The organism is Vulcanisaeta sp. (genome assembly GCF_049966235.1).
Classification (GTDB): domain Archaea; phylum Thermoproteota; class Thermoprotei; order Thermoproteales; family Thermocladiaceae; genus Vulcanisaeta; species Vulcanisaeta moutnovskia.
Map to the genome: position 1 here is coordinate 77,833 of NZ_JBMFVA010000003.1, position 26,306 is coordinate 104,138.

Annotated in this window: 26 protein-coding genes; 7 read left to right on the forward strand and 19 right to left on the reverse strand. The window is 43.6% G+C overall.

The features are described 5' to 3' along the window. Positions 1–25: 25 nt before the first annotated feature. Together ACP5L5_RS03455 and ACP5L5_RS03460 are read right to left on the reverse strand one after the other, a co-directional pair. Positions 26–1,276 (reverse strand): ABC transporter permease, encoded by a 1,251-nt coding sequence (locus ACP5L5_RS03455; protein ID WP_428761630.1) that lies wholly within the window; start codon positions 1,274–1,276, stop codon positions 26–28. Then, on the reverse strand, positions 1,273–2,895 hold the full coding sequence (locus ACP5L5_RS03460; RefSeq protein WP_428761632.1) for a COG1361 S-layer family protein: 1,623 nt from the start codon (positions 2,893–2,895) through the stop codon (positions 1,273–1,275). The genes ACP5L5_RS03455 and ACP5L5_RS03460 overlap by 4 nt, the downstream gene beginning before the upstream one ends. A 91-nt stretch (positions 2,896–2,986) precedes the next feature. Here ACP5L5_RS03460 and ACP5L5_RS03465 point away from each other — a divergent pair, with 91 nt between their 5' ends. The 3 genes from ACP5L5_RS03465 to ACP5L5_RS03475 all read left to right on the forward strand — a co-directional run bounded on the left by ACP5L5_RS03465 (position 2,987) and on the right by ACP5L5_RS03475 (position 5,091). After that, complete coding sequence (locus tag ACP5L5_RS03465; RefSeq protein ID WP_428761634.1) at positions 2,987–3,742, forward strand: ABC transporter ATP-binding protein; 756 nt, start codon at positions 2,987–2,989, stop codon at positions 3,740–3,742. A 42-nt stretch (positions 3,743–3,784) separates the two neighbouring features. After that, positions 3,785–4,372, forward strand: coding sequence for a hypothetical protein (locus ACP5L5_RS03470; RefSeq protein ID WP_428761636.1), 588 nt, complete (start codon positions 3,785–3,787; stop codon positions 4,370–4,372). Positions 4,373–4,785: 413 nt separating this feature from the next. Then, the gene (locus ACP5L5_RS03475) at positions 4,786–5,091 is read left to right on the forward strand and encodes a hypothetical protein (protein ID WP_428761638.1); all 306 of its coding nucleotides are present in this window, start codon (positions 4,786–4,788) and stop codon (positions 5,089–5,091) included. Between the two features lie 12 nt (positions 5,092–5,103). Here the strand turns inward: ACP5L5_RS03475 and alaXM are convergent, their stop codons facing one another. Genes alaXM through ACP5L5_RS03490 form a run of 3 tightly spaced genes read right to left on the reverse strand, consistent with a single transcriptional unit; the run spans position 5,104 to position 8,167 of the window. After that, positions 5,104–5,826: an alanyl-tRNA editing protein AlaXM gene (gene alaXM, locus ACP5L5_RS03480; protein ID WP_428761764.1), complete on the reverse strand. Its 723-nt coding sequence runs from the start codon at positions 5,824–5,826 to the stop codon at positions 5,104–5,106. Between the two features lie 43 nt (positions 5,827–5,869). Beyond that, positions 5,870–7,111: a M20 family metallopeptidase gene (locus tag ACP5L5_RS03485; protein WP_428761640.1), complete on the reverse strand. Its 1,242-nt coding sequence runs from the start codon at positions 7,109–7,111 to the stop codon at positions 5,870–5,872. A gap of 15 nt (positions 7,112–7,126) precedes the next feature. Further along, positions 7,127–8,167 carry a pyridoxal phosphate-dependent aminotransferase gene (locus ACP5L5_RS03490; RefSeq protein ID WP_428761642.1) on the reverse strand — a complete coding sequence of 347 codons (1,041 nt, stop codon included), beginning with the start codon at positions 8,165–8,167 and terminating at the stop codon, positions 7,127–7,129. Positions 8,168–8,231: 64 nt separating this feature from the next. Here ACP5L5_RS03490 and ACP5L5_RS03495 point away from each other — a divergent pair, with 64 nt between their 5' ends. Further along, a complete protein-coding gene (locus ACP5L5_RS03495; protein ID WP_013604700.1) occupies positions 8,232–8,672 on the forward strand; it encodes a PadR family transcriptional regulator in 441 nt (146 codons plus the stop codon). Here the strand turns inward: ACP5L5_RS03495 and ACP5L5_RS03500 are convergent. Next, positions 8,669–9,703, reverse strand: coding sequence for a hypothetical protein (locus ACP5L5_RS03500; RefSeq protein ID WP_428761643.1), 1,035 nt, complete (start codon positions 9,701–9,703; stop codon positions 8,669–8,671). The two genes, ACP5L5_RS03495 and ACP5L5_RS03500, sit on opposite strands and share 4 nt — an antisense overlap. 155 nt (positions 9,704–9,858) lie before the next feature. Between ACP5L5_RS03500 and ACP5L5_RS03505 the strand changes: the two genes are divergently transcribed. Beyond that, a complete protein-coding gene (locus ACP5L5_RS03505; RefSeq protein ID WP_428761645.1) occupies positions 9,859–11,040 on the forward strand; it encodes a pyridoxal-phosphate-dependent aminotransferase family protein in 1,182 nt (393 codons plus the stop codon). On the opposite strand, the gene ACP5L5_RS03510 is transcribed toward ACP5L5_RS03505, so the two are convergent. From ACP5L5_RS03510 to ACP5L5_RS03520, 3 genes are read right to left on the reverse strand one after another with little or no spacing between them, the layout of a single operon-like run. Then, the gene (locus ACP5L5_RS03510) at positions 11,023–11,382 is read right to left on the reverse strand and encodes a hypothetical protein (RefSeq protein WP_148224700.1); all 360 of its coding nucleotides are present in this window, start codon (positions 11,380–11,382) and stop codon (positions 11,023–11,025) included. The two genes, ACP5L5_RS03505 and ACP5L5_RS03510, sit on opposite strands and share 18 nt — an antisense overlap. After that, positions 11,382–11,855 (reverse strand): succinate dehydrogenase, encoded by a 474-nt coding sequence (locus ACP5L5_RS03515; RefSeq protein WP_048056928.1) that lies wholly within the window; start codon positions 11,853–11,855, stop codon positions 11,382–11,384. Before ACP5L5_RS03515 ends, ACP5L5_RS03510 begins: the two co-directional genes overlap by 1 nt. Next, positions 11,855–12,667: a succinate dehydrogenase/fumarate reductase iron-sulfur subunit gene (locus ACP5L5_RS03520; protein WP_428761648.1), complete on the reverse strand. Its 813-nt coding sequence runs from the start codon at positions 12,665–12,667 to the stop codon at positions 11,855–11,857. Before ACP5L5_RS03520 ends, ACP5L5_RS03515 begins: the two co-directional genes overlap by 1 nt. A 138-nt stretch (positions 12,668–12,805) precedes the next feature. On the opposite strand from ACP5L5_RS03520, the gene ACP5L5_RS03525 reads away from it, so the two are divergent. Further along, positions 12,806–13,552, forward strand: a complete 747-nt coding sequence (locus tag ACP5L5_RS03525; RefSeq protein ID WP_273302772.1) for a helix-turn-helix domain-containing protein — start codon at positions 12,806–12,808, stop codon at positions 13,550–13,552. A 30-nt stretch (positions 13,553–13,582) separates the two neighbouring features. Here ACP5L5_RS03525 and ACP5L5_RS03530 read toward each other — a convergent pair whose 3' ends face one another. From ACP5L5_RS03530 to ACP5L5_RS03575, 10 genes are all read right to left on the reverse strand, one after another. Next, positions 13,583–14,119, reverse strand: coding sequence for an AAA family ATPase (locus ACP5L5_RS03530; RefSeq protein WP_013604693.1), 537 nt, complete (start codon positions 14,117–14,119; stop codon positions 13,583–13,585). A 30-nt stretch (positions 14,120–14,149) separates the two neighbouring features. Next, on the reverse strand, positions 14,150–15,310 hold the full coding sequence (locus ACP5L5_RS03535; protein ID WP_428761650.1) for a tRNA (guanine-N1)-methyltransferase: 1,161 nt from the start codon (positions 15,308–15,310) through the stop codon (positions 14,150–14,152). A gap of 13 nt (positions 15,311–15,323) precedes the next feature. Then, positions 15,324–16,175: a helix-turn-helix domain-containing protein gene (locus ACP5L5_RS03540; protein ID WP_428761651.1), complete on the reverse strand. Its 852-nt coding sequence runs from the start codon at positions 16,173–16,175 to the stop codon at positions 15,324–15,326. Positions 16,176–16,231: 56 nt separating this feature from the next. Then, entirely contained in the window at positions 16,232–16,948 is a 717-nt protein-coding gene (locus tag ACP5L5_RS03545) for a fibrillarin-like rRNA/tRNA 2'-O-methyltransferase (protein ID WP_428761653.1), read from the reverse strand. Between the two features lie 42 nt (positions 16,949–16,990). Continuing rightward, a complete protein-coding gene (locus ACP5L5_RS03550) occupies positions 16,991–18,256 on the reverse strand; it encodes a C/D box methylation guide ribonucleoprotein complex aNOP56 subunit (RefSeq protein ID WP_428761655.1) in 1,266 nt (421 codons plus the stop codon). A gap of 45 nt (positions 18,257–18,301) precedes the next feature. Next, entirely contained in the window at positions 18,302–18,823 is a 522-nt protein-coding gene (locus tag ACP5L5_RS03555) for a hypothetical protein (protein ID WP_428761657.1), read from the reverse strand. Positions 18,824–18,872: 49 nt separating this feature from the next. After that, entirely contained in the window at positions 18,873–19,166 is a 294-nt protein-coding gene (locus ACP5L5_RS03560; protein ID WP_428761659.1) for a hypothetical protein, read from the reverse strand. A gap of 78 nt (positions 19,167–19,244) precedes the next feature. Beyond that, positions 19,245–20,084, reverse strand: coding sequence for a sulfite exporter TauE/SafE family protein (locus ACP5L5_RS03565; RefSeq protein WP_013604686.1), 840 nt, complete (start codon positions 20,082–20,084; stop codon positions 19,245–19,247). Between the two features lie 181 nt (positions 20,085–20,265). After that, positions 20,266–22,947 (reverse strand): pyruvate, phosphate dikinase, encoded by a 2,682-nt coding sequence (gene ppdK, locus ACP5L5_RS03570; RefSeq protein ID WP_428761661.1) that lies wholly within the window; start codon positions 22,945–22,947, stop codon positions 20,266–20,268. A 220-nt stretch (positions 22,948–23,167) separates the two neighbouring features. Next, complete coding sequence (locus ACP5L5_RS03575; protein WP_428761663.1) at positions 23,168–25,351, reverse strand: sodium-translocating pyrophosphatase; 2,184 nt, start codon at positions 25,349–25,351, stop codon at positions 23,168–23,170. 160 nt (positions 25,352–25,511) lie between these two features. Between ACP5L5_RS03575 and ACP5L5_RS03580 the strand changes: the two genes are divergently transcribed. Next, positions 25,512–26,183, forward strand: a complete 672-nt coding sequence (locus tag ACP5L5_RS03580) for a hypothetical protein (RefSeq protein ID WP_428761665.1) — start codon at positions 25,512–25,514, stop codon at positions 26,181–26,183. Positions 26,184–26,306: the final 123 nt, after the last annotated feature.

Genomic DNA, 26,306 nt, shown 5'->3' on the forward strand with positions numbered 1-26,306 from the left:
AAGGCAAACCACTAGCCAACACCCCTCACTCATAACGCAGGGTCTGGGCTGGCGGTATTCTCATGGCCCTTATTGCTGGTACTAGGGCTGCGATTATGTTTATGGCTATGGGCAGTATGAATATTGCCGCGAAATCCAGCGGCGTAAGCATTATGGGTAGCACTATAGATGATGAGGAGGTGGCGGCTGTGGCTGCCCTGGTGGTTGCCCTGCCAGGACCTCCACCGAAGGCCGGCCCCATGAATGATGATGGACTTGGGAAGGCACTAACAATTGCCATTAGTAGCGCGATGCCGATTACTGACCCTATTATGGCTATTATCGCGGCCTCAATAATTAGGAGTAGTGGTATTGACCTTCCGCTGAAGCCCACTGCTCTCATTATGCCGAACTCCCTAGTCCTTTGAATCACATTTATCATCATTGTGTCAAACATCCAAATGCCGATTATTACGAAGCTTATGCCGGCTATGAAGGCCAGGAAGAGCTCGAGCACAGTGAAGAATTGGTTAATGCTTGATAGTAGTGTTGATAGGTTAAGCACTTGGTCCATTGGGAAGAGAGCCTTTAACTCATTTGTGACGTAATTAATGTTGTTTGGTGAGTCAACATAGACTATTATGCCACCGACAATGCCCGAGGGATCGAATTGTGATAGGAAGGTATTCTCATCAATGAATATGGCATTGTTTGGATTCAGGCCAATAACCCCAATACCGCTTTGTTGCATTATGGCGCCTATTGTGTATGTGAGCTCAGAACCACCTGGTGTCGTTATCACCATTACCTGCCCAGGATATGCAATCTGCTGTCCAGCGCTTGTGAAGGCCACGTCATACCCGACAAAGGCAAGCCCAGGCGTGAGTATTGGTGTGCCAGTCATTATTGCATTGTTCAGTGAGGTAACTCCATAGAGCTGCATTATCTCTTGTTCCGTGGCCCCTATTATTGTGGCTGTGACCTCATGACCATTAATATCCACCCTAGCAACCGTGGATAGTATGGGTATTGCATTGGTCACGTGAGGTATATTCATAACCTCATAAACGCTGGTAATCGTTAATTGGGAGTTCTGCCCTGGGAATAGGAACACAGTGTTTGTGCCGAAGACCCTCTCGAAGAAACTCGTAGTCAGTGTCTTATAGCCCTGCCCCATTCCTATGGCAAGGCCAAGGGCCACTATGGCTATTACTATGCCAACAATGGCGCCTATTGTCCTACCCCTACGCTCCCAGGCGGCGCTCCATGTAAGTTTGAAGTAGTCGGTAATCCTCATGACTTGCCACCATGCTTACTACGTAGAATCAAAACCACAGTAATTATTAAGGCCACAGCCACTACGGCTAATGCAATTATTATGTATGTGAAGTAATTAGCCCTGTGGAATCTGTAGTAAGTGCCCTGTGAGCCGAGTTGAGAGGCTGATTGTGTGAATAGTGTTGTGTTCCTAATCACGGTTATTGGCACTGTATAGTACTGCATGTACTGCTGGCCGAATTGATCGGTGTATTGTATTTGGAAGGTTATGGTGGTGTTCATTGTCTTCGTAACAGTGAAGCTAAAGGCCACGGCACTTAATTGCTGGGAGTTTAGTGTGCCCATGTAGGTGCTTGATTGACTAATTAATTCAATTCCTGGCCCTGGTATTGCGGTTATGTTTAGGTTATAGGCAGGTACTGACCCTGTATTAACGAAGTTTAGGGACACGGAACCAGTCTCACTGATCATTAATGGTGTTGGTGCGACCTGGTAACCAGTGACTAGTATTGATGGTTTATTAAGTACGGATACAGCCATGGTACCTTGAACACTGCCTGGGTAGCCGCCAGTGTATTGATAGGTTAGTGAGTATGTTATGGATGCTGAGGATGATGATATGGGCACTGCAATAGGCACATAAACATAGTCAGTCGCTCCAGGTGGTATCTCTGCAATGTCATAGGTTGTATTACCAGCTAAGCTTAATCCCTGGATTGACGTAAGCACTAGGGTTACGTTGTAAATGGGCACTGGATTAACATTCCTAATGCCGATAGCCAGTTCACCAGAGCCAATGCTCAGTGAGGAGTTGACTGGGTAAACAATCACCTGGCTTGAGGACACTGCAATCACGCTCATGCTTATTGAGATACTCCCACTTACCGTATTACCACTTTGATCAAGGCCTGTGTAACCAACATTGATTGTCATGGGGCCACTGCTGATCGGTAATACGTATAGGGTCATGGAGTAGTTACTACCTGGGTTTAGGGTCCCAATTACAATACTATTGGAACCAGCGGCCAAAGTAGCTCCACTAATGTCTATGTTAACCTGCAAATTATAAATGGAGCCACTGCCATTATTACTCACCACAAGCTCTACTGGATTAACAAGGTTACTAACCAAGTATTGGGTTTTCGTGTACGCTGTGATTATTGGTGAGCCGTAAATAACCAGTGGGAAGTTTATGTTCATTGAACCCGAGCCAGCCACCTGTATGTAGGTGGTTACCTGCGCCTTCGCTGAGATCTCATACTCAGCGCCCCAACTTATGGCAAGCGTGGATTGGCAATTAATAGGTAGTGTTGAGTTAATCAGGTAGGTAACAGTGACTTCCTGTCCAGGATTTAACCAACCAATGAAGACTGGGTTCTGGGAAACCACAGTGCCGCTGCAGGACGTTAGGGAGAACTCGGTGTTGTATAGATAGTAGCCTCCCGTGTATATTAGTGTTATTGAGACCTTGGAGACGCCGGTAATAGTCGGTGATGGTACTGAGGATATGCTGACTATTGAAAAGGGCGGTGCGGTGTTTGAGTACTGCTGCGCGTACGCCAAGGGTATTAAAACCAGCAGTGCTAGTAATATAGTCGTTATCACCAGTGTGTACCTATTAGTTATCATTTTCGACATCGAATTTGAAACCACGAATCTTCTTATAAATCATACTCTCTTTATAGTATCAATCACATTACAGTCTACGCTATATGAGTCCTCGGTGAGTATGTATTTTAAAGAGAGACTGTGCTTACCCACCGTGTCATTCATAGAGGCTAGAGACGTGTGGAAGTACTACGGTGATTACCCTGCGCTTCGAGGAATAAATCTAGAGATAAATGAGGGTGAGTTTAGATGTATCATTGGACCTAGTGGTAGTGGCAAGACAACCCTCCTAAGCCTAATAGGCGGTTTGGACAGGGTTAGCAGTGGTTACCTGAGGGTTGGTCCTTATGAGCTGCATAGGCTCAGCAATGCGGAACTTGATAGGTATAGGAATGAGTTCGTGGGTTTTGTATTCCAATTATTCTATTTAATACCCAGGATGACCGTGCTTGAGAACGTGGAACTACCGCTAATAGCAAGGGGTATTGGTTCATTTGAGAGGAGGAAGCTAGCCCTCGAAGCCCTTGAGATGGTTGGACTTAGGGATAAGGCCAGAAAGAGACCAAGTGAGCTTAGTGGTGGTGAGCAGCAGAGGGTTGCCATTGCGAGGGCTATCGTGGCTAAGCCAAGGCTTTTGTTAGCCGATGAACCCACTGGCAACCTGGATAGTAAGACTGCGGCTGTGATAATGGACATATTCAGGAAGTTGAATAGGGAGCTTGGCATGACAATAATAATGGTAACTCACAACCTTGAATTAATAGGTAATTGCCACAGGGTCTCTAGGATAAGTGATGGAGTAATAACGAGGACGTACGACGTGCCCCAAGTTCATGAAAACCTTGACATATTAATTAGGGAGTTAATGACGGCGTGAATCACCGTAATGTATTAAAGCATATTGCTTCTCAATTTCTTAATGAATACTAAGTCGTTATTGAGGATTACGGGTATTGCAGGCTTCATAATAGCAGCCATGGCAACCTACATATACATCGTCTACGTGCTCATACCTGTGATAACGCCGATAATAATTCAACAGGTTGAGTCACAATTAAGTGGTGAGGGTGTATCAATTAGCCAAAGCGAGATCTCAAGCATGGTTTCCCTCCTAACTACAGTAATGCCAATAACATCATTAGTTGGTATGGTGATTGGTTGGTTAATAGAGGCTGCAGTACTCATGGCACTACTTAGGGCCTTTAGGATTAGGTCGGGATTCACAGACACCTGGTTGCTCAGTGGGAATTACTTCTGCATCAGTACAATACAGACAGCAATAACTGTCACGACACCCCTATTTAATTACTCAATAACAGCAGTAACCATGCATAGGGGATTAACGAGTGAACCATTGCTACTCGCAATCAATCTCACATCCACAGTAATAGGCTCATTATTCCTAGCCTACATATTCGCCAGAACCTACGGTACAAGCATCACCAAGGCATTAATACCAACACTAATAGCCCTAATTATTTTCTGGGCAATATCAACAATGATCTAACAAACAAAATTGAAACTACATTATTATAATTGATTTTCCGTGCTTTGGGCGTGTAGAGTCGTCGTAATTATATAATTACGGCGACTCTTCCAATCCAAATACGATGTTAGTAATTTATGATATTAACGCCAATTTTAGTGCTAGATTCTGGGTTTCAAATTATCATTGTCGGTGATTAGAACGTACAGCATGATTACCATGCGAGCATAGGTGGTAATGCTTTGTCAAGACTTGGACTTGCAGAGTCGTCGTGTATATATAACTGCGGCGAGTCTGCACTTCCAAAGTGCGGTAGTCCCTATTTTATAATGCGTTGAAATTAATAAATTATTAGTTGTTTTGGCATAATTATTGGTGTTATTTCTATTTTTTATTAGAGAAAGTTTATAAATCCCTGGGTTATTTTAACTCTGATGTATGTGGTCTTTGGATTAACGAGTGGGATGTCGTCAATGATCTTCGAAGGTAGGTATAAAGGACCTAGTGATATTAGGGATATCCATGTGAGTGATGTTCCAAGGACTAATCATGTTCTTAGGAGTTTCGTTATTACTGATGATAAGGATGCCCTTATAATATGGTCTTTCGACATACCTGGTTATGAAACTCACATTTACTCAATGATTAAGGAGAGGGCAACATTACTACTATGCCCAAGAATTGATAATTCAACGTATTTATTACCCGATGTTTCATTGATTGAGGAATTGATTAATTAAAACCAAATAATTTTAGGGCTTTACCGTGTAATAAACCCTCTTCTTATCCTTACCCCTACTCTCGGACTTAAGGAAAACTATCTCTCCAATCTCCCTCGTGTTAGCCACGTGAGGCCCACCATCAGCTTGAACGTCAATGCCCTCAATCTCCACAATCCTCCACTCCTCACCAGGTGGTGGCTCCCTCTCGGCAAGTTTAACAATGCCAGGTATCTTCAGCGCCTCCTCCTTCTTGAGGAAGTATATTTTTACGGGAATACCCCTCTTAACCACCTCATTGGCCTCAGCAATTAAGTCCTGAAATGCCTTCCTAAGTGCATCGCCACTTAGGGTTAGGTTATAATCATCCCTGGCATGCTCTGGCGTTATATCGCCACCAGTGACCAATGCATTATAATCCTTATAGGCAAGGGCCGCAATTATGTGCGTAGCAGTATGAAGCCTCATCAACCTATACCTCCTGTCCCAATCGATTGTTCCGTGAATAGTATCACCAACCCTGAACCTAGGCTCCTTATCAAGAATATGCACTGCATCCTCACCCTCCTTAATCACCTCCTTAACCGCGTACTCCTCACCCTGCCAAATCAACTTACCAGTATCATTAGCCACACCACCACTCCTTGGGTGGAAGAGCGTTTGGTCAAGCCAAACCCTATTACCATCAATCCTAACCACGGTGGCATCAAACTCCCTCTTATATGAATCCCACCAGTAGAGGAATTTTGTCGGCATGACATTTAAGGTTGACAGGAAATACTTAACAATTGCGCTATGTCTATACACCAAAGAATCTCTTCACTGCATAGACCATTACATCATGAGTCTTCAATAGGTCATTCACTGTGACGTACTCATTATACGCATGGGCAAGGGCCAGTTCACCAGGGCCGTAAACAACAGTCGGTATTCCCCTAGCCCTTAGATACCTGCCATCAGTGGCTCCCGTCACTATTATTGGCTTCGGCACTGTGCCAAGAACCCTCTCAATACCTTCATGAACAAGCCTAACAATACCCTCACTGGGGCTTGTGTAATTCGATTCACTTGTATCCAGAACCTCAACATCAGCAATACCGCTCAACCCGCTCCTTAGGTGATTAATTACCTGGTTTGGTGATACTCCAGGTGGAATCCTCATATCAAGCTCAAGCTCTGCGTAGTCAGGAACCATGTTTATCTTAGAACCACCATTAATAACACCTGGGTTAAAGGACACAGTACCAACAACCCTCTCAAAGTCACTAAGCGTTAGGTTAAGCCCAGATGCCTTTGCGGCCTCTAGGTAAACCTCGGCAGAGTTCTTAATGGCTTCCACTAACTCACTTGGTAATTTAATCCCACTATTAAACTCACTGACCAACTCCTCAGCCTTGTTAATCGCCCTAACCAACTTCATTATTGCGTTCTCACCAAGCACAGGTAAACTACCGTGGGCAGGCCTACCCCTGGTAACCAACTTGACCTGGCAAAGACCCTTCTCACCAATGTAATACCTAGAACTACCAGAGGGTTCCGCGATTATTGCGGCATCACCAGTGAGAACATTATCCCTAACCAGGGCCTCGACACCTGGATGTCCACCAGTCTCCTCATCAGCGGTTGCCGAGAAAATCAACGTGCCAGAGCCCTGCTTCTCGATTATTGATGCTAATTCTGCGAATACGGTCATTATCACGGCCAAGCCACCCTTCATATCTGTAGCGCCTCTACCATAGACCCTGTCCTCAACAATCCTCCCTGAGAATGGTGAGTAAGTCCACTTAGAGTCGTCACCTGGTGGTACAACGTCCATGTGGCCATTCAGGATAAGCACTGGCTTATTCCTGCCAACCCTAGCAATTACGTTGGGTTTATCCTTAGCATACTCCCTAAACTCACTTGTGAAGCCGTGTTCATTCAACCAATCCCTTATGAAGTCAGCAACATTGATAGTGAAACCAGGTGGATTAACACTGGGTATCTGGATTAACCTGGATACTAGGTTTGGGATTTCGCTCCTTAAATCATCCTTACCCATTACTCATTGCCCTATCTAATGCTTAATTTGTATTACCTTCGACAATGCATTTAGGAATTCATTATCAATATCCACACTCCTAATACTAACCCTGAAGTACCCCTTTGATAATGGTGGTATGTTTGATAGATCCCTAATTAGGAAATTGAGCTTAAGAAGATCATCACCGAGACTTGGTCGATGCTTAATAACGAAGTAATGAGTTGAGGAGTCGTAGTAATTAATATTCAACCCCCTTAATGCATTAAACACCCTCCTTCGCTCCTCACAAACATAATTAACGGTTAATTCCCTAAACTCATGGGCATGATTCATGAACCTGGAAACCGCATACTCAACTATTGAGTTTGTGGGCCACGTTGGCACTAGATCCTCAATATTAATCCTTGTGTACACCGCACCAACCCTTAGCCCAGGTATTGCAAGGAATTTCGTATAGGACTTAACTACAATGATATTTTCATACTCATCAACATGCTTAATTAGGGATTGATTATCCTTAACAAAGTCCATGAATGATTCATCAACAAGCAAGAGACTACCCTGTCTCCTAACTTTCTCGGTCAGTGACAGTAATTCATCACTGCGTATTAAGTAACCCATTGGTGAGTTAGGATTTGACAGTACAAAGACTGTACCAGGCACCACCTTACCCAGGATTAGGTCACTCAGTGGACCAAGGCTCCAGTACTCAGTAAGCACTATTTCGGTGTTCACAAGCCTTGATATGCGTATATAATCACTGTAATTGGGTATGGGTATAACGACACGCCTGGGTCTTAGATGCATAATGAGCATTTGTAGTGCCTCCGTAGCGCCATTAAATACATAGGTCATACTGGGATCAATACCCTCATAACTAGCCAGCGCCTCCCTTAGCTCGTCACCAAGCTCAGTGGGATAGTGTGAGTAATGGGACTGCTCAACGGCTTCCTCAATAAGGTAAATAAGCTCCTTAGGTGTTCCTAATGGATTCATGTTAGAGCTAAGGTCTATTAATCCGTATTTCCATCCATACCCACCGTGGCCTCTGACACTACTCTTTATGTTATTCATACTTATGCAAGAAATTTGTGAGATAAGTTAAATAAATCCCCACTATTATTGAATCCGATAATTAATGTATCACGAACATGGTCACTTCGGACCACCACCGCAGTGGTTCATAAAGAGGAGAGGATTGAAATACCTAATACTATACCTACTTAATAATAGGGGTCCGATGACTGGCGCCCAGATTATTGATGAGATTGAGAGATTATCAATGGGTTTCTGGAGACCAAGCCCTGGCTCTGTCTACCCAGCTCTTGAGGAGCTTGAGACTGAGGGCTTAATTAAGGTGGCTAAGGTTGAGGGTACTAAGAAGTATTATGAGATTACTGATAGCGGTAAGTCATTCATTGGATTGCCAAGTGTTGACAGGACCACGGCAGCGATTAACGACTTCATATCACTCACTAAGTACATAATTGATAATTGGGACATTATAAGTGAGGCCGATAAGGCCAAGGTTAGGGAGATTCTTAGGGACCTCGTTAAGACGGCAAATATTCAGTGTTAATCCATGTTGTAGAGGACTACGTGCGGCATCCTTAATTCATCAATAAACCACTTATTCCTGGCCTCCATTACTAATTGTCTACCATCAATATAATTACTCAGTAACCGGGTGATTACGTTACCAAGCCCCTCACTGAGGCAGTAGTCCGCATTCTCAAAGAGTATTAATGATGGCCTCCTAGCCACTATCAACTGCGTGATTAATGCAAGAATTGTCTTTACGTGGCATGGCAATTCATCACCAATATGAGTAATACCCCTCCTGTCTATGTATGAAAGCACTAACTCACCATTATACCAACCAGCCCTGAAATTCCTAAGGCCAAGGTCACCAAGAACCTTCCTCAAGAACCTAATGTCCGAATCCCTCCTCGGGTCAGTAAATAATTGGGAGAGGGTTTCAACTATGTGTTCGCCATGTTCGCCGATGAAGTCCATGTATGAAGCATCCACGTTCTTAACACGGCCTTTGAAGTCTATGTATGGCCCTATCCTATAAGCACCAATTGTGGATAGGTAATCCCTAAGGACCTTAATGACTGATAAGGCTGTTTCATAATCCTCGGAGGCACTACCAACGAGTTGTAGGGCTTGTTCCTTGGGTGATAACCCATCAGGATTCAGCAGTACTGATGCATCCATGACCTCCACATCAAGTGGATACTTAACCCTACTGACCCCGCTCTTAAACTCAGCAACTAGGACCTCCTTATCGTTAATCTTCACCACACTTACATAACCCTCATCAAAACCAACACTAATCGTTACAGAATCACCAGAATAACCAACCTCCTCAAGCCTCTTCTTAGTCCTATCATCCAATGCTATAGTTACCTCAACCCTTGCATCCCCAATCCTGGATAAATCCTCAAGGAACACCCTATCCCTAATACCCCTGAAGATCCTCCATAGTAATTCAATAATAATTGATTTGCCGGAGCCCGGCGGTCCCGTTATTATGGTTAGTGGCCCCAGGTCAATACTAGTGTTTATTCCATAAAACCCCTTAACACTCAATCTTGTTACCAACACAACACTGTCTTGCGGCATTATTTATTAAGGTTGAGTTCCATGATTGGACGTGATGTTTATTGGGATATATTGAAATATATATAATATTCACAAATATGGTGTAATGTATTTATTTAATAAATAAAGCTTAAATAATAACTAATAATTACGAACACGTGGACCTAGACCTAGCGACAGACCCACTCCTTACTGTTCCAGGGCCGTCACAAATACCACCTAGGGTTATGAGGGCTTTGATGAGGGTTGTAGATCACAGGTCTCCTCACTTCCATAAATTATATAACGACGTGATTGAGGGTTTAAGGTATGTATTTCGAACGAGTGGTGATGTTTACCCAATAACTGCAAGCGGAACTGGTGCTGTTGAAACCATGGTGCTTAACTTCGTTAAACCGAGGGATACAGTCCTCGTGCCCGTATTCGGCAGCTTCAGCAGGAGACTTGTTAATCACCTTAGGAGGGTCGGTGCCGAGGTTATTGAAATAAACTATGACTTAGGCGTAGCCCCTACGTATGATGATTTAAGGGCTAGAGTTGAGTCAATGGGAATTAAGCAAATTGATGTACTTGCCACTGTTTATAATGACACAAGCCCAGGCCTAGTATTTAGGGATTTACCAAAGGTTGCCAAGTGGATTAGGTCCTACGGTGCCTTAGTCCTTGTTGATAATGTATCGGCATTAGGCGGTGATTACTTCGAAGTTGAACCCTGGGATATTGATGTAGCCGTATCCAGTAGCCAAAAATGCCTTGCGGCGCCCCCCGTTATGTCGTTCATCGCTGTAGCATCAAGTGAGGCCTATCGTAAGGCAGAGTCGATAAGCCATTCGAGTATTTACTTCGATATTAATTTAATGAGGAAGTTTGGTGAGAAGATGGAGACGCCATTCACGCCAGCCGTTAATTACCTATTCGCAATCAGGGAGGCTCTGGGCATAATTAGGGAGGTTGGCCTTGATAACTGGATTAAGTGGCACATTGAGAGGGGTAAGGCGATACTCAATGCCCTTACCAAGGCTGGTTTGGAGCCGTTTGTAAGGAATGATTATTATAGATCGACAACTGTATTATCGTTCAGATACCCACCTGATACTAATCCTGATAAGTTCAGGAAGACCGTGTACAAGTTAGGTGTGTCTATCTCTGATGGTATGGATGAAGTTAAGGGCAAGGCCTTTAGGATTGGTAATATGGGTTATTTAACAAGAAAGGATACATTAACGCTAATCTCCGCCATACTTGCTGTAATGTACAATGTGAGTAACAACATAGGGGATGTATTTAAGGAGGTATTGAGTTATTGGGAACCGCAACAATTATCAGTGGATGAGGGCTAGTATCGTACCTGTTAATGCTATTGTACCCACGATAGCCACGAATACACCAATCAATATTAATGTCACGTCAATTGTTATTCTGGCGTATTTCCAATGCCATAACTCAAGTAATAAGGTCCTTAAGCCTATGAGCCCATGAGTCAATGCAGCATACAGCAGTATGTATAGTACCGCCGCATATGCGAAGTCCCAGGCCTGTATGTGGCTTATTGCGGCTGTGTATGTTATTGATTGTTCATAACTTGGCCACCTAAAGGCTAGGTGTATCCCAACAACAACAATAAGCACTATCCCAAGGAGGTACTGCCACTTTCTTAATGTGGATGCGCTCACCATGCCCATCACCATATGAAGGCCACTAGTGTTGCTAGTATGAGGAATATTATGATGACGATCACCGCTATGTACTTAAGCCATGCCTGTCCAGGCTTCTTGGTTGATGGCACCGCCCTTGGGAATGTGTGTCTCTCGGGCTTTGGAAGACCAACACCGAAGTACTGCGTTAATATTAACCTAAACCCATTGGCACCGTGTACCGCCGCCAACAGCGCTATTAAGTACTCGATTACCGTACCTACGTGTATATGTCCATAAATTGCCGGTCCCTCTATAGTACCTATTATTGCGTTCCATGTTAGTGGTGAAGGATGACCAAGACCAAGTGCTGTGGATATTACGAGTGTATGCCCAAGTAGGTAAAGAATCAGGATTGCACCACTGACCTTCTGGAAGATCAGTAACCACTCATCAAGCCCCTTAAACCAAAGAGACCATTTTGGCGGAACCCTCTTAGTCTTTTGCTGTGCCATGCTCATCACCTCCTACGCCTACCACTTAATAACCAGTTCTTCAAAAGGTTTATCGCCAGGGCTGGATCAACATCCTTAGGGCAAACCTTACTGCAGGTACCACTGTAGTGGCATGACCACACACCATTCTCACCATCAACTATCTTAAGCCTAAGCACGGCACCCTCATCCCTACTATCAGTACTCCACCTATATGCCTGGGCAAGGGCCTGTGGTCCTAAGTAATCCTTGTTTAGGAAAACCATTGGGCAAGCCGCATAGCAAAGACCGCACTTAATACAGTACGCGAACTCTAAGTAATCACCGAGCTGTTCCTCCGTTTGTGGGTAGTAAGTCTCTAATTTCTCGAATTGCTCAGTCTCATCCTTCCTAATTAACCAGGGTTTAACAGATATATGCTTCTCAAAGAAGTTCGAGAAGTCTGCAGCTAAGTCCTTTATTGGTTCGAAATTACTTAATGGTTCAACAGTAATTACCTCAGTACCTAGGTCGTACGGCTTAGTCTCGCAGGCAAGTCTCGGTACGCCATTTATTATCATGCCACAGGAACCGCATATACCCATCCTACAACTATACCTGAATGATAATGTTGCATCTTGGTTCCACTTTATCTTTAGTAATCCATCAAGCACCGTTTCGTGGTTTGTTAACTCGACTTTATACTCACGCCAGTAATAACTCCTCTTCTCTGGGTCGTACCTCTTAACCCTGAATGTATAAGTACGCCTAATGGGCGAGCCAAGGGGTGGTTTCGTAATTGTTATTTTCTCCACAGCAACTGTTGTCTGTAATGCACTACTCGTTTGTTGAGAAGACACGCTTAGTTGTGAATAAGTATATCTTTATAAGTTCTTCCCTGGAAAAGAATAAAACGATATATTTACGGAGACTTAGCAATGCCCAGTAATGACTTAAATTAATAAATGCATAAATACTAGGCCTTTGTCTATTTCTTAATGGTCGAGTATGAGGGTTTTATCACGGACATTATGATTAGGATAGCAGGTGACATAGTGCTTTCAGAGAACCCTGGCAAGGGCATTAGGAAATGGCGTGAGTTCTTTGAAATGTCGCAGGCTGAGTTAGCCGCTAGGCTTGGTACTTCGCCAAGCGTTATCAGTGATTATGAGTCTGGGCGTAGGAAGTCGCCTGGTTCCCAGTTCATTAAGAGGGTTGTTAAGGCATTGGTGGATTATGAGTTAGAGAGGGGTGGTCAGAAACTATACATCCTTAGTAGGCAGTTGGGTGGTGAGAGGTTTTGGGAGGCAATAATTGACATGAGGGATTTCGACATACCCATCGAGATTAATGAGTTTATTAAGTCCATAGGAGCTATTATGGCTGTTGGGCCTGAGGGTTATGCGGATATTCATGGGTATACTGTGGTTGATAGTCTGAAGTTGGTTCTTGACGTGCCATCTCACGAATACTTAAAGCTATATGGGAGTACTACGCAGAGGGCCGCCGTATTCACTAATGTTAGGTATGGTAGATCGCCATTAATAGCCATAAAGTCAATGCTTGCATTTACTAATCTAAGACCTGCCATAGTGGTGATGCATGGTGTTGATAGGCCTGATTACCTAGGCATTGAAATAGCCAGGAGGGAACGTATACCGTTGGCAGTGGTTAATAGTTCAATTGATGAATTACTAACGGCCTTAAGAAACATTGCTGAGCGCCAGAAAAGCACTATTAAATAATTTCATTATTAATATGGCTTTAGGAAATGATTATCTACTAACCTGCATTATTGATGTAAGTATTCTTCGGGTCTTTTCCTTGAATTCCTCAACGGATGAATCATTAACGAGTATGTAATCAGCCCTGGCTATTAAATCACCAAGTCCATACTTCAATTCCCTAAGATCTCTCATCAAGAAATCCTCAATTGTTCTCGGGTCATCAGGCCTACCCCTCTTTAGTAGTCTCTCGAACCTTAACCTCCATGGCGCAACAACGTAAATTAATATTACCTTTGTCGATAGTGTCTCCTCGATCGTCTCAATTTCCCTAATGCTCCTGGCTCCATCAATAACAACGATGCTTAATGACCTAGGTGCCTTCTCCAAAGTCTTATGTGCAATATACCTAGTGCCACCTCTCAACCTAAGTGTTACTGACGCCATTGATGAAGGAATACCACTTCGCATTGCCTCCTCCCTGATTATGTCGCCCATGATCACCACAGGAAGTCCCAGCTCCCTCGCCACGTCTGACGCTATTGTCTTTCCTGAACCAGGTAGGCCCGTTATTACTATTACTATCACGTGGGTTCAAGGGTATAAGGCTTTATTTACCTATTTTCCCATAATAATCTCCTTAATCCTAAGTAAGTCGGCGTTTGTCCTAAATCCCTTAACATGGAAGTGGGATCTCACGGCTTGATAGCCGAGTCCCCTTATGATACTTATAACATCGTTAATGGGTAATTCACGTCCCAAGTCCCTACCTACCTCAGTCGTGAGCGCATAGGGTATGTTAGGTCCCAATGCCTCCTCCCCTATTAAACCAGCAACTTCCCTAGCCCTACTGCTGAAGTAATCCCTAGTGCCTTTCATAAAGTAATTCATTAGAAACTCGGCGTCCCATAAATTACCAATCCACAATGGGCCAGATAATCTATACCTATTTACGTCTGGTATTGGGTATCCTGAGATAAACCCCCTCTGAAGGGTGCTTGGTCTGTAATAGGAATAGCCAATGTTCCTAAGTGTTTCCAAGGCATAGGCTCTATCCTTAAAGACTAACATACACACCCTGTAGTAATGCCCATCTAGAAATGACATTAATGGGCGTATCCCATAATCCATTGATAATGCGTATCGCGCCACTGTCGAGATTAGTATCCTAATACCAACCTCAAACCTATAGGGGAATTTCTGTGGTAATGCCCCATAACGCCTAACGCACTTAATCGGGTACTTACCCGATAAAACACCCACGTCAGTCGCAGTCACACACAGGAGACCTTGATCCCTAATAGCCCTGAGGCTATTTTCTATGAATGGTTGTGGTGATCCGAAGGGATCTATATCGATTACGTCACAACCACCTTCACGGGCAATTCGTAGTAATAGGTTATTGGCATCATCCTTATGTACATTAATTATATCGCTTAGTCCATTCCTGTCTATGTTCATTCTTATTAATTCATAGGCCCTCTCGGAAATATCACTGGCTATAACCTTAGATACTCCATTAATCTCTCTGGCATACCTAATGGCCCTAACCCCAGTGCCGGATAATGGTTCACAAATAATGATATTGGATTTACCGGTGTAATTAACGTAGCCGTTAATTATAGCAATGGAAAGTGATCTGTTGACTTCCATCCTGGGGTTATAAAATACTGGCGCGTGAGCAGGTTCAGGTCTATTACCAACAATGTACTTAGATAGGTCAGGTACAATTATCGATACTAACCCCTCCCTAATCTCCACCTTTGGATAATCACTCATATCCCTCACCTAATTAGTTCCTAGATTCCAGGAATTCAACATCGCGTTTATCGGACTCTATCAACGCCAAACCAACACCGAGTACCTTAGCCACATTAACAACCTCATTACTCAGCCTTCTCTTATCCTCAACAAGGTATGACTCATCTGTTGAGTGCGCTGCGACTTTTGTATGCGCCTTCAGTAATGAGTATAATTTAAATGATGGCAGTAATTCCCTAATATTGTCATCAACCATCTCCTCCCTAGTCTTCACATCATTAAGCACATCATTGTCACTAGGCCTTAAATCAACGTTATTGAGTAAGTCCTCGTCAAATAGATTAACAAGCATTCTAGCAGTTCTTTCTGAGGCCTCTATTGATCCTCTCTCATACTCATATATTGTTCTCCTGGTAACACCAAGCATCTTTGCAAGGTCACCAAGGCTCATGCCCCTATTCTCCCTCAGCTTCCTAAGTAATTGACCCTTCACACTAGCCTTTATGATGCCTTTATCCTTCACGAACTTAATACTATCGTTATCCAAAATTCTCTTGAACGTCCTAACGCCCACCGCGTAAACACCATGTACTTTATAGGCTACGCCATCAATCATCTCCTCATCACCATACTTAATACCGACTATTATTGGTGTTGAATTCGAGACCTTTGATAACACTATCAAGTCTATTATTACATCCCTACTTACCTTCTCCGCATCCCCCTTTACCTTAATGATGAATTTTCCCTCCTCATTATCACTACTGTAATTAGGTATTCTAATTATCGCGTCGTAGGATAATGACGAATCACCAACAAAGAGTACCCTAGCTTTCCTACTTGCTGCGAAGCTCAATACATGCGTTATGAGTTCATTACTCATTACCTATTATTAATTCATGCATATTATTTTATTTAAAACTTTTGCGTAACTAATTATTACGAGGTCTTTCTGCCAATGACCATGGCATGTGCCGTGTCGTAAGGCTCCAGGTGAACCGTATCAAGTATTTCATAACCCCTATCCTTAAGCACATCAATTTCCCTCTTAAATGTCTCACTTGGTTCCTTGGTAACGTCAATACTCATGGCCTTTATAACCAGCATTACGTAGCCGTGGCTCTTCACGTAAACGTCAGCATTATCGGCAAGTATCTTTGCCTGGAACGGCTGTGCAATGTCTATGTAGGCAATATCAACAGTCTTGACAATATGTACATACTGCTCTGGGTACCTGGCATCCGCCAGTATTGGTATTACATTCTTCCTACCCTGATCCACGAGCTTCTCCACGAACTCCCTGAAAACCCTTGGTGAGAACTCAACTGAGTAAATAACGCCTTTATTACCAACTATATCACTCACATGGCTCACGGTAGTACCACTGGCGGCACCAAGATATAGTATTCGTGATCCCTCGGTTATGGGCATTACCTTAAGGCCATTCATGATTGCAGCGGCAAGTTTCGATCTATACGGATTCCAAATCCTGTACTCCTTGCTCTCCCACTGAATTAATTGCTCGCCATAAACCCTCTTACCCGGTGTTAGGTTGATGGTAGCCAACCTCTCTGTGCCGTCCTCAAAGGACACCCAGTAAACACCCCTGAATTTTTCATGCTCCTTAACACCAACAACCTGTATTAATGAGGACATTGGGAATGCGTATTTTTAAGGGATTATAAATCTTAATACTGACTATCTACGGCTGCCCCTCTTCTCATGAGCCCTCTTCTCCTCAGCCTTCTTTGCAGGTCCCCTCTTCTCTGGAGCCTTCCTAGCAGCTTTAGCTTCAGGCTTCCTTAATGGCGGCTTCGCATACAATGTTTTAACCTCCTGCACCCTCTTCATGAGGTCCTCCTTAAGCCTTGGGGCAATGAAGTTGCCCGTGAAGGCGTCGGCCTTAGCGGCTATTGCCAGCTTCGCAGCCAATGCCCTGGCTATCTTACCACGTTGCCACCTTGGGGCCCTAAATATTTCAGGGAATTGGAATAGTATACCATGCTTTGGGGGTCTACCGCCAGTTCTTAATGCCCTAAATAACGCCTTTTCGGCGCCAAGTACCTGTATTGTTGATGCCGGTAGCAACGCAAGCCTCATCAAGCCTCCTGCAAGCATTATAAGCCTTGCACCCAATAATGGACCTACCAACTCCCTAATGTTCGGTGCTACCTCTACCATAGCCTCATCAATATACTGCGACAATTTACTCCTGAGGTCTGATAGTTGTACGTATATTTTTGCATAGGTTCTTACGGGTTCTAGGTCCCAATCAGCCATCTCGGCACCAACACTCTTACTTGCGGCTTCGGCAATCCTCTTAGCCCTGTCCTGTGTGAGCCCTAGTTTCACGAGATTGTCAATAGTGAAGTTGCTCCTATGCCCTAGTTCCGTTACTAATGTCATGTATTCATCATGGTCCTTAACCAAATCCTCAAGTTCTGGGAAGTGAAGTCCATACCACTCCCTAACCCTTGAACTTATTAGGTTGAGTATCTTGTCAAGATCATCAACCGAACTTATAGCCTGGGCAATGAACAAGTCTCTCTTTTCAGCAACCTGCCTTAACTTATGCCTTGTCTGCACCGTCGTTATTTCATGAACCCTGGCCAGATACTCATCCTCATTCAGGCCAAAGACCTCCTTAACGTATTTACCAATGTTGTTCCTATACAGTGTTCCAGCCTTACTTGGTAATTCAGATCTAACCTCAATATCTGTGATTCTATTAGCCAAGTTCCTGGCTAGTTCCCTATTCTCAACAATAATCTTTGTGATTCCCTTATTTCTAAGTTCATTTATTACCTTGATGACCTCATCAATTGGTTCACCAGTCTCAAGTCTATTCACCTTATCGGCTATCTCGTCTGTACTACCCTCATAGATAACCTTGGTTATTACATCACCGTCCTCATTCAGAGCCACAACACCAAGCGTATCCAATACCAGGTATGCCACGCTCATCAGTATTCACACTAACCACGTGATGAATTACTATCTTTTAAGCTTTTATCTCGTATTAAGGAACCTGTATTTAACAGTATACAATGTCCTCATTACTATTAATAATACCCCAAGTATGAATATCACTACTCCAAGATCCATAACTAGGTTTATGAGCAGGGCATTACCTACTATGTATTGTGATACTGCCGTTACTGAGAGCGATACATTAAGCGGTTCCGGATTATTATTAAACAACACCAGTGAGTAATTACCATGCTTAAGTAATGGGAATGTTATTAGGTAAAGTCCATGTTCATGGCTATAACTCAATGGTGTTAATACGTGCCCAAAGGAATCAAATATATACACGGATAGTGGGTATGAATTATTAAGCATGACCACGATATACGCAGGATTATTTACATAAACAGGTACTAAGTACCTTGAGTAAACATCGAGACTTATTGTCACATTACTCAATGTACTCAGCATGATATTATACACCCTAGGCAGGAATGCATTGGTCACCAGTAGTATTACCGCTCCAATTACGGTTAATGCAATGCCAATTCTTACTAAATTCACATTCCTAAGAATACGCTTTCACTTAAAAACTTAATTTGATAAGTACATACTATGAGTAAATATCAACGAACTCAAGCCATGTATCAAGCTCATCAACACCCATTCTTTGCCTTGCACTGCCCCTCTCTATCCAAGCTTCCCTGGGTACCAACTCATCACCCCTCTTAGTAAATACTACCCTTATTACTGGCCTGGTTTCGTCACTTACCACCTCAGTACCAGCAGCCTCCTCTTCACTTGGTGCATGAAATAATAACTCAACGGTATCTGTGGTTTCCCTAACCTCATACAGCGGATTACTACTAACGAAATTCATGAGTTTATTATAATTAATTATCCTCATTACTAATATGAGGCACTAGAGTAATTATATCTTTTATTTCTCCTTACAGATGTTAATAAGGTAATTATTAATTAAACCTCATGGTATTACGTGATAAACCCTCATTAGCATGTATATGCCGACTAGTACTATTATTGCTCCATAGGCAATCCTAAGTGCCCTCTTAGGGGCCTTAACAGCTAGGCTAGTGCCTGCATAGCCACCCGCGGCTCCCCCAGCGACATATAGTAAGGCTATGAGTATTAGTACATCGCCATAGTACCAGTACTCGGCACCACTGGCTACACCGAACGTACCAACACTTAACAAGCTGGTTCCAATAGCCCTTGTTATGCAGAGCCCAGCTGAGAACATTAGGCTTGGTACTATTAGGAAGCCACCACCAATACCAAAGTAACCACTGACAAGGCCAACTATGAAGCCGAAGGTTGCAACCTTGAGTATTGTTAATGTTGTTAACCTCGGGCACTTCTTGAGGGCATTCATTACGTGATTAACCTCATCAGCAGTACCAGCCTGTGTTGACTCCCTCCTAATTGCCATGTATATGCCCAGTACAATCATTGCTATTGCGAAGTAGGTTAGTAAGTCAGTGCCTGGTGTTATGTGGCCCAAATAAGCCCCTATTAATGAGCCAACAAGGCCTACGCCGGCGAATATCCCACCTACCCTTGGTGCCACGTTCTTCTTCTTAAGATGCATGTAGGAGTTTATGTAGGCGTTAAGGCCGACGGCAAGCGCGGTCGTACCAATGGCTATGTGGGCAGCATCAGGTATTGTGTCAAGACCAACGAAGTAAAGGAACAATGGGACAGCCAATATACTACCACCGCCTCCAATAAGACCAAGTGAGAATCCTACCAATATCCCCGATACTATTGAAAGCACATACTGCATAAACGTTATTACCAAGGTCATACGCTTCTCTGTAAAGTAAGTCTCTTTTTAAACTTATTTATTCATAAATTTGACATAAAACTGAATTTAATGACAAATAATGATAATAAATAGACATCCATAGCAATACTTGCTAGTATTTTGTTTAATTATAAACGTATAAGGAGAATTTTGAAATGGAGCCTTGCAATTTTATGTTCGATCAGTATATATGTATCTTTGGTGCTCTTCCTAGTATCTTCAATGATTCCTGAGCTGCCACGAGCCTAGCCACTGGAACCCTATACGGCGACGCACTGAAGTAGTTAAGCCCCCTACCAACCACCTTAGCCAGTATCTTTATTGAGTCTGGATCACCACCATGCTCACCGCATATTCCAATCTCTATGTCTGGCTTTACGGACCTGGCAGCATCTATGGCTACCTTCATGAGTTTAGCGACGCCCTCCTCATCAATTGTTACGAATGGGTCGTAGGGCAGTACGCCAAGCTCCAGGTACTTGCTCATGAACTTATTCTCAACATCATCCCTGCTGAAGCTGAAGACTGCCTGTGTTAGGTCATTTGTTCCAAAGCTCATGAAATCAACAACCTTTGCAATCTTGTCGGCGGTTAGGCATGATCTGACGGTCTCCATCATTGTGCCAATCTTAAATTCAATACTATCGCCATAGGCCTTGAATACCTCCTCAGCCGTGGGCTTGACAACATTGTTTATTATTATCTCAAGTTCCCTAACCTCGGCAACCTGTGGTATCATTATCTGAATCTCAAGATGCTTACCCCTCCTCTTTAGCTCTAGGGCTGCGGATAGTATTGCCTTAACCTGCGCTGCGTAGATCTCTGGGTACGTAATGCCAACCCTAACGCCCCTATGTCCCATCATTGGGTTAGCCTCCATCAGCGCCTTAACCCTGGCGAGTAACCTCTCCTTCTCAGGATCCGGCTTGCCCAGGGTTCTAGCCCTAGTCACCTCAGTGACTAATTCCTCGAAGTTTGGTAGGAACTCATGGAGTGGTGGGTCGAACAACCTAACTGTTATTGGGTAACCCTCCATTATCTCGAATATTTCCAGGAAGTCCTTCTTCATCATCTCAGCCAATTGATCAAGCAATTCCCTCCTTTCATCTGGATTATCCGAGAGTATTACCTTCCTGAATAGATCGAGCCTGCCTGGCGCCCTGAACATCCTCTCAGTCCTCAACAAGCCAATACCCTTAGCACCAAATCTCCTGGATATTGCCGCATCATCCGGTGTATCCGCATTAGCCCTAATCTCGAACACGGATACTGAGTCGGCCATATCGAGGAATTCGAAGAATTCAGGTGGTAGCTTTGGTTCTATCGTTGGTACCTTACCCAGGTAAACACTGCCCGTGAATCCATCAATTGTTATCCAATCACCCTCCTTAATAACCGTATCACCAACCCTGGCAATCCTGGTGCCATAATCAATCTGTAACGCCTCAGCACCAACAACCGCAGGCCTACCAATTGCCCTAGCCACGACTGCTGCGTGGCTTGTCGCACCACCCCTGCTAGTTAGTACACCTACTGATGCGTAGAAGCCGTGAACATCATCAGGCTTCGTCTCCTCCCTAACCAGGATAACCTGCTTACCAGTCTTGGACCACTCCACAGCCCTATCAGGGTCGAAGACAGCCTGTCCACTCACAGCACCTGGTGACGCAGCTATACCCTTAGTCAATGGCTTACCTGCCTTGGACTCATCAATCCTCGGATAAAGCATTTGAAGTATGTACTCAGGCTTGACACCCATTATTGCCTCCTCCTTGGTTATCATACCCTCCTTGTACATGTCGACCCTGGTCTTCAAAACAGCCAGTGGATTCATCTTAGCGTTCCTTGTCTGTAGGAACCAGAGCTTGCCCTTCTCAATCGTGAACTCCACATCCTGAACCTCCTTCTTAGTCTTCTCAATGAGTTTAACACCATTATACAACTGCTCATAGACCTCTGGCATCTCCTCCTTAAGCTTCTCAATGGGTTTAGGAGTCCTTATACCAGCTACTACGTCCTCGCCCTGGGCATAGGGCAAGTACTCACCGTAAAGCTTATTCTCGCCGGTTGCTGGATCTCTTGAGAATACGACACCAGTGGCTGACCTCCAGTCGGCGTTGCCAAACACCATGGTCACTATTGCTGTGGCAGTACAGTCAGCAATTTCCGACGTTATTTTATTAGCCTCCCTATAGAACCTGGCCCTGGGTGAATTCCAGGACTTAAATACAGCCTCTATCGAAAGCTTTAATTGTTCCCATGGGTCATCAAATACCTTACCAAATCTCCTTATGAATATTTGTTTATAAATCTCGACAAGCTCCTTAAGACCCTCAAGCGGTATTTCCGGGTCCTCCTTAACACCATACTTCCGCTTAATCTCCTCAAGCGGCTTGTTAAACTCCTCCTCAGGGATGCCCAATACTATCCTGCCAAACATTGCCAGGAATCTCCTATATGCGTCGTATGCTCCGTGGTCATTATTAATCCTCTTGGCGAGGCCGTAAACTGTCTTATCATTAAGTCCTACATTTAGTACCGTGTCCATCATGCCTGGCATTGATACAGCAGCTCCAGACCTGACACTGACGAGTAATGGTTTATCAGGATCACCGAGCTTATACCCAGTCTTCTCCTCAAGGTATTTAACACCCCTAATTACTTCATCCATTAAGCCCTCAGGGAGTTTCTCGCCTCCATTGTAGTATTCCCTACAAGCCCTAGTGGTTATTATTATGCCAGGAGGTACTGGTAATCCAAGCCTGGTCATTAGGACGAGACTAGACGCCTTACCGCCTATTAATTTAACATCATCAGGATCCGCCTCCTCGAATGTTAATACGTACTTACCGAGAGAACCCATTGCAATTTCTATGGGTCTCTAATTTTTATAAATTTTATTATATCGATCATTATTAATAATTTTTCTATTGATTAATCATTAACAATAATTATAAATACTGAACAAACAAACCCAGGTACTTCCCTAAATAAACCTCACTATCAAAATAATTTATGTGTAAAATTAATAATTAAATTAAGACCATAATTTTAATGAGATTTTGAACTAGGTTACCGCCTGTTTAAATCATCAATATTGAGATTAAGTGCATTATTAATGGACCGGCTGCTGGATTAATTAGACTTATCATTGCTATGACTGGCGCAAAGACTATTGAAACAGTATTAACAACCTTAATGAGTGGGTTAAGTGATGGCCCAGTTGTGTCCTTAAATGGATCGCCAACCACATCACCCACTACCGCGTTCCTATGTGGTTCGCTCTTCTTGCCGAATTTCTGACCATTTACTTCAATACCCTCAATCTCGATGTACTTCTTAGCGTTGTCCCAAGCGCCACCGGCATTAGCCATTAGTAACGCCCTTGGGAAGCCTGCAATTATTACACCGAATATCATCCCAACGAGACCAATCCAACCCAGTGCTAATCCGACGATTATTGGTACAATAACAGCTGATAGGCCAGGCACTAGGAAATTCTTGAGTGCGTGGCTTGTCACTATGTCGATTGCCTTGTTATAGTCAGGCTTCTCCTGAGGCCAAAGCTCAAGTATTCTCTTAGTCCTGAATTGCCTCCTTATTTCCTCAACAAGTTCACCGGCTGCCTTGCCGACCGAGGCTAAGGTACTACTTGAGAAGAAGTATACGAGTGCAACACCCACTAGGGCTCCTATTATTATCCTTGGGTCAATAACCATTAACTCACCAAAGGCTTGTGTTAGTGGTATTCCCATCCTTTCCACGACCTCGTATATGAAACCAATGAATAATATTAATGCTGCTAAACCAGCACTGGCTATTGCGTAGCCCTTCGTGGTGGCCTTAAACGTATTACCAATTGCATCCAGTGAATCCGTTATTTCCCTCACATCCTCCATACCCGTCATTTCCACAAGGCCACCCGCATTGTCACTGACTGGGCCGTATGAGTCTAGGGAAATAACTATACCCGCAAGACTTAGTAGTCCTACTGAGGCTATTGCTGTGCCGAATATACCGCCTTCAATTCCGTGTGGCGGTATAAACATTGAACCTAATACGTATGAAATACCTAGGGCTGTTATTACCATGAAGATGGTGGGTACAGCACTAAGTAAGCCGTAGGAGTATCCAGCGACAATTACGTTTGACGCCGATAGTGTTGCCTGCATTGCTATGTTTCTGACAGGTGGAAATGTATAGTGGGTGAAGTACTCAGTTACGTATAGGACAACCACTGCTGTTATCATGCCTAGTAGGTCGGATATGAATATGGCCATGGCCTCCATCAATGGGAATGCAAGAAACGCGTATATGGCAACAAGTATGGCTGCAATTATTATTGTTGTATAAAGCGCCATGTTGAGCTTACCCATCGCGGCTGCGGCCAAGTTCTTACCCTTAACCTCACCCCTAACTACCTGAACTCCGATTAATGTACTTATTAATGTTAATGTGGCAACCATTATTGATAATCTAACGAGAGCAGATGTTAATCTAAATACAGCTGCAAGTAATAATGCACCTGCAAGTACTACTACGAAACTCTCGTAAACGTCACTAGCCATACCTGCGCAATCACCCACATTATCACCAACATTATCGGCAATGACTCCTGGATTCCTCGGGTCATCCTCTGGTATTCCAGCCTCAACCTTACCAACTATGTCGGCACCCCAATCGGCGGCTTTCGTGTATATGCCACCGGCGACCCTTATGAACAGTGATATTAAGCTGGCACCAAACGCCACGGGCGCCAGTGCCTCGGCCCATAGAGGTGTTGGTAACACTAATGAGTATGCCATGTAGAGTATTGTGACTATTAGCAGGGCTATGCTGGCCAGTGATAGTCCCATGACGGTTCCTGCCTTAAACGAGGTACTTAGGGCAGATCCCATGCCGTTCTTAGCCATCCAGGCTGTTTTAGCTGCGCTTCTCGTTGTTACGTACATACCCAAGTAACCGGCGATTGCACTGCCTATGGCACCAAGCGCGAAGGCAAGGGCAGCTAACCCAGCCATTAACCCACTATGGAATATGAAGTAATACGCTATCCATATTAATATGGTCAGTACAATGCCTGTGGGTAATATTGTCTTGTACTCCCTCATTAGGAATGTTTTGGCGCCCTCGGCGATGAGCATGTTTATTTCCGTTAATTCCTTCTTCCCTGGTTTAATTCCAAGTACTGAAGCTGCGTTATACCCAGCAAGGGCTAGGCCGATAATTGGTATTATTATTGCCAGTAGTAATTCCAGGGGTAGCATCGTTAAGAGGCGTATTTATGGAATTAATAAACATTATTACTCATTGTGATAGTATCTACCTCATAATAATGTTTAGACCCTAGTACTAGATGTACTGATTTTAGACTTACAATGTATTTTTAAGTAAAAAATATTAATCCTTATTTCACAGATAGTAATTGTGTCTCGGGGATTAAGTATTCAACAGGCCGTTAGGATTATTATTGAAGAAAATCCGCTCTACGTAACATTACTGTCCAGCGGCCTTGTTAATCTCTCAGCACTTGCTAGGAACATTAAACCACTTGTTGATACAATGATTGGTAAGGATACTAAGGTGTTCACCATAGTGAAGGCCCTTGAGAGGATCTCCATGAACTATAAATTGGTTAATGAGTACCCTGACATTGTTAAGGCATTGAGTATGGCCGAGATAATAACGTACAGTGGAATGGGTGAGGTTGAGATACCATTAACTGAGGAGAATATGGACAAGGTTGCTAAACTTAGGGATTTACTTACGGCAGCCAAGGTTCAATTCATAATACTTAATGATGGTAATAAGATGCATGTAATAGCGCCATTAATGTACATAGCGAGTATTTGCAATCAAGCTAAGGTTGAGGAGTACGGTATGGTGAGGATAATGTTCGCTGAGAAAGCGCCAGTCGGTATAGTGACATTTCTGGTACAGGTTATGAAGTCTAATCAAATAACTGCCAAGCATGTACTTAGGTATGACAATGATATTTACATAGTTGTTGATAGGGAGAAGACACCACTTCTCCTGGACATAATAGAGAAGATAAGGGTCACAGCAACGCTCCAATCAATACAACTAAGCAAGCAATGAGTTGGATTTGGGATTGCTAGGATAAGGATCTTTAAATCCCTTGCATTGCAATAATTACATTGATTATATTGGTGATGATTCTACGGGTACTGATTCAATGATGTCAGCGGCCTCTACTGATCT

What these genes read in the sequence shown, in the direction of transcription:
- ACP5L5_RS03455 (WP_428761630.1), bottom strand. Translation starts at nt 1,276, where the DNA reads ATGAGGATTACCGACTACTTCAAACTTACATGGAGCGCCGCCTGGGAG.
- ACP5L5_RS03460 (WP_428761632.1), bottom strand. Translation starts at nt 2,895, where the DNA reads ATGTCGAAAATGATAACTAATAGGTACACACTGGTGATAACGACTATA.
- ACP5L5_RS03465 (WP_428761634.1), top strand. Translation starts at nt 2,987, where the DNA reads ATGTATTTTAAAGAGAGACTGTGCTTACCCACCGTGTCATTCATAGAG.
- ACP5L5_RS03470 (WP_428761636.1), top strand. Translation starts at nt 3,785, where the DNA reads ATGAATACTAAGTCGTTATTGAGGATTACGGGTATTGCAGGCTTCATA.
- ACP5L5_RS03475 (WP_428761638.1), top strand. Translation starts at nt 4,786, where the DNA reads ATGTATGTGGTCTTTGGATTAACGAGTGGGATGTCGTCAATGATCTTC.
- alaXM (WP_428761764.1), bottom strand. Translation starts at nt 5,826, where the DNA reads ATGCCGACAAAATTCCTCTACTGGTGGGATTCATATAAGAGGGAGTTT.
- ACP5L5_RS03485 (WP_428761640.1), bottom strand. Translation starts at nt 7,111, where the DNA reads ATGGGTAAGGATGATTTAAGGAGCGAAATCCCAAACCTAGTATCCAGG.
- ACP5L5_RS03490 (WP_428761642.1), bottom strand. Translation starts at nt 8,167, where the DNA reads ATGAATAACATAAAGAGTAGTGTCAGAGGCCACGGTGGGTATGGATGG.
- ACP5L5_RS03495 (WP_013604700.1), top strand. Translation starts at nt 8,232, where the DNA reads ATGTATCACGAACATGGTCACTTCGGACCACCACCGCAGTGGTTCATA.
- ACP5L5_RS03510 (WP_148224700.1), bottom strand. Translation starts at nt 11,382, where the DNA reads ATGGGCATGGTGAGCGCATCCACATTAAGAAAGTGGCAGTACCTCCTT.
- ACP5L5_RS03515 (WP_048056928.1), bottom strand. Translation starts at nt 11,855, where the DNA reads ATGAGCATGGCACAGCAAAAGACTAAGAGGGTTCCGCCAAAATGGTCT.
- ACP5L5_RS03525 (WP_273302772.1), top strand. Translation starts at nt 12,806, where the DNA reads ATGGTCGAGTATGAGGGTTTTATCACGGACATTATGATTAGGATAGCA.
- ACP5L5_RS03535 (WP_428761650.1), bottom strand. Translation starts at nt 15,310, where the DNA reads ATGAGTGATTATCCAAAGGTGGAGATTAGGGAGGGGTTAGTATCGATA.
- ACP5L5_RS03540 (WP_428761651.1), bottom strand. Translation starts at nt 16,175, where the DNA reads ATGAGTAATGAACTCATAACGCATGTATTGAGCTTCGCAGCAAGTAGG.
- ACP5L5_RS03545 (WP_428761653.1), bottom strand. Translation starts at nt 16,948, where the DNA reads ATGTCCTCATTAATACAGGTTGTTGGTGTTAAGGAGCATGAAAAATTC.
- ACP5L5_RS03550 (WP_428761655.1), bottom strand. Translation starts at nt 18,256, where the DNA reads ATGAGCGTGGCATACCTGGTATTGGATACGCTTGGTGTTGTGGCTCTG.
- ACP5L5_RS03560 (WP_428761659.1), bottom strand. Translation starts at nt 19,166, where the DNA reads ATGAGGATAATTAATTATAATAAACTCATGAATTTCGTTAGTAGTAAT.
- ACP5L5_RS03565 (WP_013604686.1), bottom strand. Translation starts at nt 20,084, where the DNA reads ATGACCTTGGTAATAACGTTTATGCAGTATGTGCTTTCAATAGTATCG.
- ppdK (WP_428761661.1), bottom strand. Translation starts at nt 22,947, where the DNA reads ATGGGTTCTCTCGGTAAGTACGTATTAACATTCGAGGAGGCGGATCCT.
- ACP5L5_RS03575 (WP_428761663.1), bottom strand. Translation starts at nt 25,351, where the DNA reads ATGCTACCCCTGGAATTACTACTGGCAATAATAATACCAATTATCGGC.